The organism is Oryzomonas sagensis (assembly GCF_008802355.1).
GTDB lineage: Bacteria > Desulfobacterota > Desulfuromonadia > Geobacterales > Pseudopelobacteraceae > Oryzomonas > Oryzomonas sagensis.
Window position 1 is genome coordinate 144,498 of sequence record NZ_VZRA01000004.1, and the last position, 12,999, is coordinate 157,496.

Here is a 12,999-nt window from a genome sequence, read left to right on the forward strand (position 1 = left end):
AAGAGAGGTTTACCGTATGAGCGTTGCCGTTTCGAACGCACTTTCCCCCGCGGTCGCCGGCGCCGGTCGAGGCGGGGGCGTCAACGATTTCTCGATAACTGTGGCCACCGTGAATGGTTCCGGGAGTCAGACCGCCAACAACACGCTGCTCCGCGCCATCCACAGGATGGGGGCCCCGGTCAGCGGCAAGAACATTTTCCCCTCCAACATCCAGGGGCTTCCCACGTGGTTCACCATTCGCGTGAACCGGGACGGCTTTCTCGCCCGCTGCGACGAGACCCAGATCTTGGTGGCAATGAACAAGGCCACCATCCTGGAGGACATCCAAAAACTGCAGCCGGGCGGCATCTGCCTTTACCCCGGGGAAGAAGAACTCCCGAACAGGCGCGACGACGTGACCTTCTACCCGATGCCGGTGAACGAGGTGGTCCAGCAGTCCGGTGCCGAGACCAGACTCAAGCCGTACGTCGCCAACATGGCGTACGTCGGGACGCTGGCGTATCTGCTCGGGATCGACCTGAAGGAGATCGAGGCCGCCTTGGCGCACAACCTGAACGGCAAGGAGAAGGCGATCGCCCTGAACCTCGGCGCTGCCAAAGCCGCCTACGAGTGGGCGGGAGAACATCTGGCCAAGACCGATCCCTTCCGTATCGAGCGGATGGACAAGACCGATGGGACCTTCCTGATCACCGGCAACAGCGGTGCCGCACTCGGCGCGGTTTTTGGCGGCGTTCAGTTCGTGGGCTGGTACCCCATTACCCCGGCGACATCCCTTGTGGATAGCCTGAAAGAGTATCTCAGGGAACTTCGTTGCGATGCCGACGGCAAGGCTACCTACTCAATTGTGCAGACCGAGGATGAGCTTGCCGCAATCGGCATGGTAATCGGCGCGGGATGGGCGGGAGCGCGATCGATGACTTCGACATCGGGGCCGGGTCTGTCGCTGATGGCGGAATTTGCGGGGTACGCCTACTTCGCGGAAATTCCCGCCGTCATTTGGGACGTGCAGCGCATGGGACCGGCCACCGGTCTGCCGACGCGCGTGGCGCAGGGGGACGTACTGCCCGCGTACACACTCGGCCACGGCGACGGCAGGCATGTTTGCCTCATCCCAGCGTCGGTCGCTGAATGTTTCGAGTTTGGCGGCACAGCGCTCGATCTTGCGGAACGCCTGCAGACGCTGGTCATCGTCCTGAGCGACCTTGACCTGGGAACCAACCTCTGGCCGACCCCGCCGTTCGAGTATCCCGACAAACCGATCGATCGCGGCAAAGTCCTCACCGCTGAAGATCTGACGCGTCTGGAAGGGAAATGGCAACGGTATGCCGATGTGGATGGAGACGGCATCGGCTACCGCACCCTTCCCGGCACCAACCATCCGGCGGCGGGGTATTTCACGCGGGGGACAGGCCACAACGAAGCAGCCGCCTACAGCGAGCGTCCCGAGGAGTGGTCGGCGAACCTGGCCCGACTGGCCAGGAAGCATGATCACGCACGAAGCATCGTCCCTGCTCCGGTCATCGAACTGGCCGGAGAAGCGGAGGTCGGCATCATCTCCTACGGCAGCAACGACCTTGCAGTTCAGGAGGCGCGGGTCTCCCTGGAGGCCGCAGGGGTGCCGACATCGTACCTCAGGGTGCGCGCGCTGCCGCTGGAGCAGCGACTGGCGGATTTCCTCGGGAACCATGAGCGGGTGTATGTCGTAGAAAACAACCTGGAGGGACAGATGCATCAGTTGGTGCAACTTCACGACCCCGCCGGTGCAGGGCGCGTCGTCTCGATAGCCAAATGCGACGGGCTCCCCCTGACCGCACGCTGGATCAGCGCATCGATTCTGGACCAAGAGGCAAAGGAGAAAGCATGACTGACAACGCTGCACAGGGTTCTACCGCTTGCAACCTCCTCGGCTTGAGCAGGACCGACTACAACGGTGCCAAATCGACGCTCTGCAACGGCTGCGGCCACAACTCCATCGCTAACGTGATCATCGGCGCCGCGTACGACCTCTCACTCGACCCGACCCGCATCGCCAAGTTCAGCGGCATCGGCTGTTCCAGCAAAAGCCCGACCTACTTCCTCGGCCGGTCGCACAGCATCAATGGCCTGCACGGGCGCATGCCGTCGCTTGCCACCGGCGCGACAACGGTCAACAGGGAACTCGTCGCCATCGGCGTCAGCGGCGACGGGGACACCGGTTCCATCGGTTTCGGTCAGTTCAAGCATCTGCTGCGCCGCAACGTCGACATGGTCTACATCATCGAAAACAACGGCGTCTACGGTTTGACCAAGGGACAGCTCTCTGCGACCGCCGACCTGGGGCAGAAACTGAAGCATGCCGGGGTGAATGAACTGCCGCCGCTGGATTTTTGTCTGGAAGCGATCATAGCCGGCTGCGGCTTCGTAGCCCGCTCTTTCGCAGGTGACCCGAAACAGTTGCAGGAGTTGATCAAAGCGGCGTTCTCTCACCGTGGCACGGCAGTTCTAAACGTCATCAGCCCTTGTGTTTCCTTCAATAATGGCGAAGGCTCCACCAAAAGTTATTCGTGGGGCAAGGAGCATGATCTGCCGCTGCACGAGATCGACTTTCTCCCCATGGAGCACGACGAGATCCTGGCCGATTATGACCCCGGGACGATCCGGGAAGTGGCGCTGCACGACGGGTCGGTGATCCGTCTGAAAAAGACTGACCGGGAGTATGATCCGACCGACCGGATGGCTGCCATCAAGTTGCTGGAAGAAGAGAGGAGCGGGGGGATGTTCACCACGGGGTTGCTCTACGTGGACGAAGGGCGGCAAACATTTGCCGATCACGAAAGGCTTGTCCCCGGCTCACTGGTCAATTTGCCGAACGAAAAGTTGCGTCCGTCGAAGGAAGCGCTGGACAAAATCAACGGCAAATATAGATAGAATGCGTTTGGCCGTCGCCCCGAGGGACGTGCCGGTCTCCCGGAAAAAAAGAGCTATGAAGTGCCGTTCGTATCAGGAACACCGGGGGCGTTATTGTGAGTAGGAACGTCGGCGGGAAGGGAAAATTCTCGGTCAGGTCACAAACCATCTGAACTTCCGGTGTAAAAACGGTGGATGCGTGGCGAACAGAGCAAAAAACGCCGGTATGCCGTAGGATCTGCAACGTCAGTCAACGCGTTCACAGCTTCGAGCCGATCAAGGCTTATAGCCACCAGCAGGACAACAAAAACAAACAAAAGGAGCCGAACATGAGCGAAGTCATCATTACCCCCAACAAACCGATTGCCATCGAACTGGAGCCAGGGACCTACTACCGCTGCGCCTGTGGCAAATCAACTAATCAGCCGTTTTGCAGCGGCGCACACCATGGGACCGGTTTTTCCCCGATCGCCTTTGAAGTCAAGGAAAAAAAGGTGGTTCACCTGTGCAACTGCGGGAAGTCCGCTCATGCGCCGTATTGTGACGGCAGCCACAACAAGTGACGCACGCTGAAAACGCACGCTGAATAGAACCAGCCAGCGCCACTTGACGTTCGACGCGCTGGTTGGTTCTGGCTTCATTGCCATAAACTTGAACGTTCTCGACGGCCACGGAGCAAACGGGCCATACAATGAATTACCTGCAAACCTAGTTAGGGGAGTAGGGAACATACCGGTTCACGAAGACAGGCTTTCGCTCGGCTGTTGCCGTTGCAATTATCCCCTTCAGCACATTGCTGCGACACAAGGAACCGGCAAGCCTTTTTACCGGCGATTCACATTCGACCCACAAGCCAAATGCCACGATCACGATTCCGCACAACGTAATGGGTTCCATAGTATCCCTCCTGAATTTTGGCCTATAGTTGCCGAAAGACGCCAATCACCCTGCCGACAATGGTGACTTCGCCATCCTCCGGGTGAAGTATGATCGGCTCCATGTCCGGGTTTTCCGGTTGCAGCCGGATGTGGTCGGACTCCCGAAAGAACCGCTTGACGGTCGCGTCGCCATCGACCATGGCGACCACGATCTCCCGGTTGCCGGCATCCTTTTGCGGGCGTACCAGGACAAGGTCGCCGTCAAAGATACCGGCAGTAATCATCGACTCGCCGCTGACCCTCAAAAAGAAACACCCGTCTCCCCTGACCGCCACCTGGTCGACTGAAAAGTATCCCTGTATGTCCTCGATAGCCGTAGAAAGTTGTCCAGCCCGAACGGTGCCGACGATAGGCAGGGACACGTTTCGGCCATGGGGCGCCGTCAAGGTGATCCCCCGGTTCACGTTTTCCCGTTTGATATAGCCTTTGCGCTCCAACGCATCCAGGTGACGCATGACGGGCAGGGTGCCGGACACATTCAGGTGCTTGGCGATATCCCGCTGGCTGGGCGGAAAACCTTTGCTGTCGGAATACGCCACGATGAACTGGAGCACCTGGCGTTGGCGTTGCGTCAGCTCGTTCGGTGATTTTGAAGCATACGTAGTCATATGACTACGTATATCGAATTCGGCGGGTACTGTCAAGAATAGAATGCTGGTTCGAGAGTATTTCGAAATCAAATATGCCGAGATAAAATAATGAATTACGCGATAGCCGATTTCGGCGAGACCACTCTGCCGATGGCACTCAGGAAGAGAGGGGGACGGACATTCCCGCAATAACGATGCAGGCCGCCACCGGTTCGGCAACCTTCAATGCTGACGGCACATTCTCAACAACTTTTCACCTTGAACAGGCCTGATTGGCGTTCGATGAACGGATGAAGCAGGATTGGCAGGATTGGCAGGAAACAAATGCCCGGCTGGTATCAAGTGGCCCATAAAGCACCTTTTTACGGTACGTTGGGACGATCACAACATGGTATTTGCACTCCCATTTAAACATGGGATAAACGTTGCCACTCTCGCATGGTATTTCCTTCTGTTGAATGCCCGCCGGGGCTTTCCTCTGGAGGAAGTGCCGCGGGAACGGCTGGGCCTTTTTCAAGTTTCACCGGCAGAGCCGGTGGTTTACCGAACGACATCAATTACTACCTGTCGCCACCTTGGGCCGAACGTGCATCCCTTGCCGCGGCGCCTGCCGCTTTCGCTGTCCCTGGCAGGCACTGTTGCCGACTGCACCAGGAAGCAGCTAGGAGAATCTCACGCTTGCGGTACCAGTTCTTGAGCTTGAACTTCAGGTGGGGTTCTTGCCATCCCGGTCACGAACCACTGCACAGCGCACCTGAAGGTGTTCTCCTTGGCATGCCGCTTCTGCGTAAGCTTCTCTGACGATGTCTGTATGGGTGATTTGGCCTAATCAACAAATTTAAATACGCCATTAGACAGGATAACGAACTCGCTCAAGACGTGCGTCATAGCATTGCATTATATTGATTTTTAAATAGTTAATGTTTAAATATGTTGTAATTCACGTGTGTTATGCTGTGGCTATGGCGGTATGCCTCTTATGTATCATTTCTCTAATGGCTGAACACACCGGTGAAGACGTTGAGGTGGTATGCATTTTGCTTAATGCAAAAATATATATATTTTAATTACTTTATTATGCGTCGAGCCTTATGCATATTAAATTTCTGTGGGCCGAATTACCCGCCGCATGCGGCGATTCCATAATTCATTAAAGTTGCAGATATCCCGTTGCTTGCGGCAGGGTACATCCAGGAATCGCTTCTGCCGCCCGCTGTCTTTGGGGGGCATGGATAGAATCAGGTGCTATCAAATAAGCGCAATGACGGATATGCCGCTCTGTAGATATCTGATTTGGTGGACAACGCGAGGGTACAGATGGAGACGCAATACCTGAGGACACTCATGATGGTACTGGAGACAGGCAGCTTTTCCCGAGCTGCAGAAAAGCTTTGCTTGTCACAATCTACGGTTTCCCAGCGCATAAAATTGCTTGAAGATCACTATGGGTGTCAACTCGTAGACCGTTCCGGCTCTATTCTTAGGGCCACCCCCCCGGGAGAGAGAGTCCTGGAGAAAACAAATTTGATATTGATAGCTGAACAGGAAATAGAAAATGAAATGAAAAATATGGGGAGGAAGGTGCAGCTTTCTGTTGGGTTTACACCTACGTTCGGTATCGTGTACCTGCCGAAAGTTCTGAATCTTTTTATGAGGGAAAAATCTGATGAGGTCAACCTGAAGCTTATCGCCCAACAACCTGAACAGTCGATTAAGGCTCTGATTGCTAAAGATTTTGATATTGTTGTTGTTGAGCATTGTGGAGAATTGATTTCAGAAGAAGTTGCCTACTTTCCTCTGCCTCCAGATAATCTTGTTTTGGTTTCATCACCTTTGCTTCAGATACCAAGCGAGGGTGTTACCCTGAAAGATTTATTCAAATATCATCTTATCACTCGCAGAGAAGGTTGCAGTTCACGCTACCTTCTAAAAAAAAATTTGTGTCGCTTCGGTTTCGGTGTTGATAATTTCAAGGGGGTTGACGTCTATGATGACCTGCATCTCACAATAAAATCCGTTCTGCTGGGACAAGGCGTTGCCTTTGTATCGAGAGATCTTGTCGCTGACCACATTCAAAGGGGAGAGGTCCGTGAACACGCTATCCCCGGCTTTTTATATACCCGTTCGCGTACGTTGGTCACTGATCAGAAACGGATCAAAGAGTATTATTTCAAAAATTTTATTGAGTGCGTACATTCCGTGTTCGCCTTACCATCACCTTTTAAACCGCCTAAACATACCGAAGCCGTGTAGTTGCAGTGATGATGCTTGGTAATATTCTGTTTCGGAAGCACGTCCGTCGCTGGTGGGCGGCCCGGTCTTCAAAACCGGTGGGGGAGATGAGAAATCTCCCCGGTGGGTTCGATTCCCATGTGCTTCCGCCATTTTAAACTGTGTACAAAGGAATGATTCTACCAGATGCTTTTTTGTTTCGAGGCGTTTAACGCGTTGCTCTTGGGGGCACCATCGAGGAAAATCTCTAACAACCAGGGTCGCAAATGAGAATCGCATGTAACGGAACCGAGCATATCCCAGCTATCTCGATAACACAGCCACTTCATACCCCAAGCCGGAAGGGGAGAAATACCTCCACCAAAATTCCGCGAATCGACGGGACTTTCGCGTGACTTCCTGATACCGCTTCTGGAATATTTTGGCAGCGGGAAGGTGACCATCCGAGTAGAGGACAAACGGGTTTTCCGAAAGCGCTAAAATTATAAAAACAACTGGAAATATCGTAACGTTCCATGCGATTCAGCAGCAGCTGAATTCAATAATATTATTGGTTTGAATTACCTGCACCCATTATTGCAAATTTCAATATCACCATTGAAACAAATCGTTTTACCTTATAAATAAAATTCTCTATATATATCATTAATATAATTTATGGCTTCAGTTCAGAGGAAAAATTATTTTTTCCTACCGCGATGCCCAGAGCAGAAAAGTCCGGTGCAATCATTGATTGAGGAGAACAGCCGTGAATAATAATAGAATTCTCGTTGCTGACGATGAACACCTTATTTCCTCAATGCTTTGTTTCAGGCTTGAAAAGGCCGGATATGTTGTTGAAACGGCAGCTTCCGGGGGAGAGGCCCTCCAAAAATTTCACGATTTCAAGCCGGAACTCGTGATACTTGACCTCTATCTTCCTGATGCTTTTGGACTCGACCTGCTTGCTACAATGAGGGAGGATGATGTTAATCTTCCCTTCATAGTTATTACTGCCAGCTCTTTTGCGGATTTAGCTGTCAAAGCATTCAAGCTTGGTGCAGTCAACTTTTTCGGTAAGCCGTTCAATGTGGAGAAGGTAGTTCAAGGCGTCACCCAGAGCTTAAAGGAAAAACAGAAAAAAGATGTTGAATCAATTGCCATGGAACGCCGGAAAAAAACTACGCCGGACCAAATGATTGGTAACTCACCCAAAATGGTTGACGTTTTCCGGCTGGTCAATGTGTGTGCCTCGACTGACGCAAAAACGGTCCTGATCACCGGGGAAAGCGGTACCGGCAAGGAATTGGTAGCTCGGGCGGTTCACCAGTACAGCGCTCGAGCCGGTGCAACCTTCGTTGAGGTCAATTGTGCGGCTATACCGGAGAATCTTATTGAAAACGAGTTGTTCGGCCATGAACGCGGCGCATATACCGACGCATCTAAAATGCAGAAAGGTATCTTTGAGCTTGCCAATGGCGGCACCATTTTCCTGGATGAAATCGGTGACATGCCGACCACGATGCAGACAAAGCTTCTGAAGGTCATGGAAACGAAGCGATTTCGCCGTCTTGGAGGTGAAGGTGAGGTGGAAACGGACGTGCGCATCATTGCAGCGACAAACCAAGACCTGCCACAACTGGTTGCTGATGGGCGTTTCAGAGGGGACCTGTATTACCGGCTCAACATGCTGAATATTTGTATTCCGCCACTGCGTGAACGGATCGAGGATATTCCTGCCTTGGTACAATATTTTATACAGAGTCTGAATGCTGAGTATAGCAAGAGAGTGGAACTGGTCTCATCCGAGGCATTGGAAGATTTACGTTCCTATTCCTGGCCAGGCAACGTACGCGAACTGCGTAATGTCATAGAACGGGCAATGATGCTTGAGAAAGGCAAAGAACTAACGCACTTTCATTTGTGCAAGGAAACTCCGCGGAATCAACAGAGCCTTGAGCTGCCACCGAGCAATTATACGGTATTTCCGGTAGATGATAGACATTGTTTTGCAGGATTCCAACTGCCCCCCGAGGGAATTTCCTTTGAGGAGGTCGAAAAACAGTTGATTACTCTTGCCCTGGAAAATGCCAACGGCAACCAATCAAAGGCGGCAAAATCACTCAAGATGAGTCGTGATACTCTGCGTTACCGCTTGAAAAAATTCGGTATTTCGGAGTATGCAGATCAAACTTCCTGCAGTGTATTGAAAGATGATGTTCCAAGTGACCTCAAACGTGAAAGATACAATGACCCCAAATGGGCCAACTGCTGAGGACCGTAAGTGCTTGGAAGATGACCAGCCCACTCCCGCGTCATTTCGTTACGTCGGCATGAAGTACCTTTCACCGGCTTTCATCCTGCGGGGCTAGCGATATCAGGATAATGGCCTCCCCAATGGAGTGTTTTTTTACGTACCGCGGACTTCATGTCAATATGTCGAAAAAATATATGCGCGTCAGGGCAGATAACAAATGCGCAAAACAAGGGCGAAGGGAGTAGAAAAACGATGAAACCGCCTGCCGCAATCTTTTTCTACGTCATTTTTTTCATCGTGGCCTCGATGCCTGCATGGGGATTCGATGGCATGGATATTCCCAAAATCAAGAAGATGGCGGAAGAAGGCAATGCGGATGCCCAATCGAAACTTGGTGTGCTGTATGCTTCCGGCGTGGGCATAAAAATGGATAAGCAGGAAGCGGTTAGATGGTATCGGAAATCGGCCGAGCAAGGCTACCCGGTTGGTCAGTGGAATCTGGCATTCATGTACGTGAGAGGAGAGGGGACCGCAGCCGACTTCACTGAAGCACGCAAACTTTTCCGCAAGTCCGCGGAAAGCGGATTCGCAAACGCCGAATATGATTTGGGAATGATGCTTCTTCAAGGGCTTGGCGGCAAGGAGGACCGGGAGGAAGCGGAAAAATGGTTCCGTATGGCCGCGGAACAGGGATATCGGGAAGCTAATAACATCCTGAAAGAACTTGATCAGAAGTAGGTGCCGGACAGCCTGATTTCGGGCGTTGACGAACAATAGTCTCTACCTGTGCAGATGATCAGCGTTATCAAAATACGGCCCGGTACCATCCGCTCGGCTCTGGCTGCCAGTCAGTTTTTCCGAACCGTCCTCTGATAATACGTTGGTTGGCGGATTCCGGCCTGCCGCGCAGGCGCTTTCCTGATAATGAATGTATCGTGACTCTGCAATTGTGCAATTGGTTGCGCACTATATGGGAGCATGGAAAGGGGAGGTGTCATGACTTGTGAAATATTCAAATGCTGCAAATTTTTCAATGATGTGATTCCGGAAATGCCCAAATCGGCAGACTACATAAAAAACAAATATTGTTTAGGAGATAATAGCTCCTGTGCCAGGTACCGTGCGTACAAAGATAATAGTGGGTGCGTCAATGCGGCGGCAGTGCCGTTTTTCTTTCTCGCCGACGACGCTCGGGAAATCGAGCGGTGCATGAAGAGCGAGCATCTGCCGGATGGCACCACAATCCTCCGTTCACTTCTGAATGACTACCTGAATGACGACAAGTGACCGCCGCAACGTTGTGAAGAGCCACACGCTCCCATGCATCATGTCAAAGATGCGGGTGGCGTTTCTCCTTCTGGCGGTTATGCTTGCCCCTGCTACAGCAGTAACATATGCCGAGACATGCGTAACGTCATCCTGCCATATTCCTTTTAATACCATAAAAAATATGCATCAGCCGGTCAAGGAGTGCGACTGCCTCTCCTGTCATCTGCAAAAAAACAAGGAACACCCGTTCAAGGGAGGTAAAAGCTTCGACGTGACTGCCAAGGGGAGTGCGCTGTGCTCTCAGTGCCACGATGCGATGGGAAAAAAGAAAGTAGTACATTCCCCGGTCAAGGACGGTGACTGCCTCTCCTGTCACAAACCCCACGGCGCAAACGGCCGCTTTCTTCTCGGCGATAGCGAAGACCAGACAGTGCTCTGTCTGGGCTGCCATGATAGCGCACCTTTCAGCCGGAAATACGTTCACGGCCCGGTGGCGAGCGGGAGTTGCACGACGTGCCATGACCCGCATCAATCTGACGCCAAGTCCCTTTTAAAAGGCGCTTCCCGCGAAGTCTGCCTGGCGTGTCATGCCCATTTTGCCAAGAAAATGCAGGCTGCGGCGATCATCCACCCTCCCGTGAAGAAAGAGCCGTGCACATCCTGTCACGACCCGCACAGTTCGGCATGGCCCAACCTCCTGAAACGGGCGATGCCGGACCTCTGTACAGGCTGCCACAAGGAAACCGGGAAAAAGATCAAGAACAGTCAAGTCCCCCACAAACCTGTCATTGAGGGCAAGCTCTGCGCCAACTGCCATACGGCCCACTTCTCCAAGGCCCGGGGGCTGCTTCTGGCCGATGACGAGAAAAGCGCCTGCCTCGGCTGCCACAACACCGACAAGCTTGGCGACCCGGCCCTGAGCAACATCAAAAAGGAACTGGATGTGAGCAAACACCTGCATGGCCCGATCCAGAAGGGGCGGTGCAGTGGTTGTCATTCTCCCCACGGGTCCGACTTCCCTCATATTCTGGCTGGAAACTACCCCAGCGATTTTTATGTCGCCTATAATGATGACAGCTACAGCTTATGCACAAAGTGCCATGACAAAAATCTCTTCCGTTTCGCCGAAACGACGCTCTATACAAAATTCCGTAATGGCAGCAGGAACCTTCACTATGTGCATGTTAACTCCAGTAAGGGGCGCAGCTGCCGGGCTTGCCACGAGCCGCACGCATCAAACGGCCCAAAGCTGGTCAGTGCCGATGGCGCAAGGTTTGGCCAATGGCGGATCAAGAGCCGTTTTCAACTTACTCCGACCGGCGGGAGTTGCGCTCCGGGATGTCACCGCCGCTTTCGTTACGATCGGATAACACCGTTCGACCTGAACGCCACAACTCAAAAATAGCATCCTTTCATAATCATGCCATTCAAAAACGGCGCCTGTGGGCGCCGTTTTCCATCCAGGATCACGATAACACGGTTTCCGCCTGGTGCATATGCCCCACCTGTTTTTGCGGTCAGAGTGATATCCCCCTCGGCCGCTGCCTGCACATCCCGCATCCCCAACTTCAAACTATTTTATCTAATATAATCAATGTGTTGTAATTTATAAAAATATTTAAATACTGGCATTTAACTTGCTAAATCATCAATCGACTTGCAACAACAAGGTTCTTGTAAGGAAGCCGTCTCTTTGGGGGAAGAGGTTGTTTCCGAAAGGTTGCAGGGAGTATCGAAAGGGAGCCTACGTATCATCCACAAGAGCTAACCATTTAGCCCCATTTCAGGAGGAAATTTCATTCATGAATAAACAGATCATTACCCTTGTCGCCCTCGCAGGCATCGTTGCGGGTACAACCATCGCCTATGGCGCCGCCGGTTCCAATGGCGGCGGTATTGTCGGTTCCAAGCACGATATGAACGTATTTCTCACCACCAACGGCGGCACGAAAGACCTTGATCAGCGTGTCTGCGCCTACTGCCATACCCCGCACCACGCAGCCGACCCGACGCAAACCGTCACGAAAACGGTGACCAATCCAACCACAGGTCTTTCAACGGATATCACGTATAGCGTCTACGTACCTCTCTGGAGCCGTGCCGTTCTCACCTCGACCTTTGACCAGTACGTCAGCGCCACCTTCAATCCCGCAGCTGACGGCAAATTTTACGACAACATGGCCGGTCCATCACGCCTTTGCATGAGCTGCCACGATGGTGTCACCGCCGTTGACTCCTACTATGGGAAAACCGGCACCGTAACCCAACTGGGAGACGATCAGATGAACTACTTCGGCCAGAATCACTTTGCCATCGGTCAGTCGTTTGGTCTTGCCAATGATCACCCGGTCGGCTTCGTCTATGCCGACATGCAGACAAACCCCAAATATGAGTTGAAAGCTGCCGCTTCACCCATCGGGACCAAGACAATTGCCGATGTCCTCACAAACATCGACGGGGTTGGGGCTGTCATGACCTGTGCCTCCTGTCACGACGTCCACAACGGCACTGCGGTGCAAAACACCGCACCCGCTTCCGGACGCGGTTACTTCCTGCTCGCGGCACAGAAAGACTCCGCGTTGTGCCTCTCATGCCATGACAAGAACAAATAATTGAATTTGTGTCTGGCATTCGCAGCTCTTTGGGGGCTGCCGGAATCCGGCAGCCCTTTTCTTCTAAGAATTTTATATGGTTATGCATATATATTTATACTGGATTTATGGAGCGCGCAATCCGACACAGCAGTTTATTACCGTTAAACACAAGGGGGATGGCATGAACAGAAGGTGTGTAATTCCTGAAAAGGCGTGGAGCACGGGCGTGAAGTGGGTCGCGTTAACGCTTTTGT

Annotated in this window: 11 protein-coding genes, 1 tRNA gene and 1 pseudogene; 12 read left to right on the forward strand and 1 reads right to left on the reverse strand. The window is 52.7% G+C overall.

Annotated features, from left to right (window positions below; translation table 11 throughout):
• The first annotated feature begins 16 nt into the window (after positions 1–16).
• From F6V30_RS14625 to F6V30_RS14635, 3 genes are all read left to right on the forward strand, one after another.
• Entirely contained in the window at positions 17–1,864 is a 1,848-nt protein-coding gene (locus F6V30_RS14625; RefSeq protein ID WP_151157693.1) for a 2-oxoacid:acceptor oxidoreductase subunit alpha, read from the forward strand.
• Complete coding sequence (locus F6V30_RS14630) at positions 1,861–2,907, forward strand: 2-oxoacid:ferredoxin oxidoreductase subunit beta (protein ID WP_151157694.1); 1,047 nt, start codon at positions 1,861–1,863, stop codon at positions 2,905–2,907. The genes F6V30_RS14625 and F6V30_RS14630 overlap by 4 nt, the downstream gene beginning before the upstream one ends.
• A gap of 308 nt (positions 2,908–3,215) precedes the next feature.
• A complete protein-coding gene (locus F6V30_RS14635; protein WP_151157695.1) occupies positions 3,216–3,449 on the forward strand; it encodes a CDGSH iron-sulfur domain-containing protein in 234 nt (77 codons plus the stop codon).
• Positions 3,450–3,805: 356 nt separating this feature from the next.
• Here F6V30_RS14635 and lexA read toward each other — a convergent pair whose 3' ends face one another.
• Positions 3,806–4,432, reverse strand: coding sequence for a transcriptional repressor LexA (gene lexA, locus F6V30_RS14645; protein ID WP_151157697.1), 627 nt, complete (start codon positions 4,430–4,432; stop codon positions 3,806–3,808).
• Positions 4,433–5,731: 1,299 nt separating this feature from the next.
• On the opposite strand from lexA, the gene F6V30_RS14655 reads away from it, so the two are divergent.
• The 9 genes and pseudogenes from F6V30_RS14655 to F6V30_RS14690 all read left to right on the forward strand — a co-directional run bounded on the left by F6V30_RS14655 (position 5,732) and on the right by F6V30_RS14690 (position 12,763).
• On the forward strand, positions 5,732–6,667 hold the full coding sequence (locus F6V30_RS14655) for a LysR family transcriptional regulator (RefSeq protein ID WP_151157698.1): 936 nt from the start codon (positions 5,732–5,734) through the stop codon (positions 6,665–6,667).
• A gap of 33 nt (positions 6,668–6,700) precedes the next feature.
• Positions 6,701–6,798 (forward strand) — tRNA-Sec (locus tag F6V30_RS14660).
• 199 nt (positions 6,799–6,997) lie between these two features.
• Complete coding sequence (locus F6V30_RS14665) at positions 6,998–7,126, forward strand: SelB domain-containing protein (RefSeq protein WP_275938148.1); 129 nt, start codon at positions 6,998–7,000, stop codon at positions 7,124–7,126.
• A gap of 268 nt (positions 7,127–7,394) precedes the next feature.
• A complete protein-coding gene (locus F6V30_RS14670) occupies positions 7,395–8,900 on the forward strand; it encodes a sigma-54-dependent transcriptional regulator (protein ID WP_151157699.1) in 1,506 nt (501 codons plus the stop codon).
• A 234-nt stretch (positions 8,901–9,134) separates the two neighbouring features.
• A complete protein-coding gene (locus F6V30_RS14675) occupies positions 9,135–9,620 on the forward strand; it encodes a tetratricopeptide repeat protein (protein ID WP_151157700.1) in 486 nt (161 codons plus the stop codon).
• Positions 9,621–9,878: 258 nt separating this feature from the next.
• Positions 9,879–10,169 (forward strand): hypothetical protein, encoded by a 291-nt coding sequence (locus F6V30_RS14680; protein WP_151157701.1) that lies wholly within the window; start codon positions 9,879–9,881, stop codon positions 10,167–10,169.
• Between the two features lie 163 nt (positions 10,170–10,332).
• A pseudogene (locus F6V30_RS17400) lies at positions 10,333–10,557 on the forward strand (cytochrome c3 family protein); the annotation flags it as partial.
• A 24-nt stretch (positions 10,558–10,581) separates the two neighbouring features.
• Positions 10,582–11,556, forward strand: a complete 975-nt coding sequence (locus F6V30_RS14685) for a cytochrome c3 family protein (protein WP_246163547.1) — start codon at positions 10,582–10,584, stop codon at positions 11,554–11,556.
• 397 nt (positions 11,557–11,953) lie between these two features.
• Positions 11,954–12,763 carry a cytochrome c3 family protein gene (locus tag F6V30_RS14690; RefSeq protein ID WP_151157702.1) on the forward strand — a complete coding sequence of 270 codons (810 nt, stop codon included), beginning with the start codon at positions 11,954–11,956 and terminating at the stop codon, positions 12,761–12,763.
• The last annotated feature ends 236 nt before the right edge of the window (positions 12,764–12,999 follow it).

Bases quoted from the DNA above. Each gene is read 5' to 3' on its own strand.
- F6V30_RS14625 (WP_151157693.1), top strand. From the start codon at position 17: ATGAGCGTTGCCGTTTCGAACGCACTTTCCCCCGCGGTCGCCGGCGCC.
- F6V30_RS14630 (WP_151157694.1), top strand. From the start codon at position 1,861: ATGACTGACAACGCTGCACAGGGTTCTACCGCTTGCAACCTCCTCGGC.
- F6V30_RS14635 (WP_151157695.1), top strand. From the start codon at position 3,216: ATGAGCGAAGTCATCATTACCCCCAACAAACCGATTGCCATCGAACTG.
- lexA (WP_151157697.1), bottom strand. From the start codon at position 4,432: ATGACTACGTATGCTTCAAAATCACCGAACGAGCTGACGCAACGCCAA.
- F6V30_RS14655 (WP_151157698.1), top strand. From the start codon at position 5,732: ATGGAGACGCAATACCTGAGGACACTCATGATGGTACTGGAGACAGGC.
- F6V30_RS14675 (WP_151157700.1), top strand. From the start codon at position 9,135: ATGAAACCGCCTGCCGCAATCTTTTTCTACGTCATTTTTTTCATCGTG.
- F6V30_RS14680 (WP_151157701.1), top strand. From the start codon at position 9,879: ATGACTTGTGAAATATTCAAATGCTGCAAATTTTTCAATGATGTGATT.
- F6V30_RS14690 (WP_151157702.1), top strand. From the start codon at position 11,954: ATGAATAAACAGATCATTACCCTTGTCGCCCTCGCAGGCATCGTTGCG.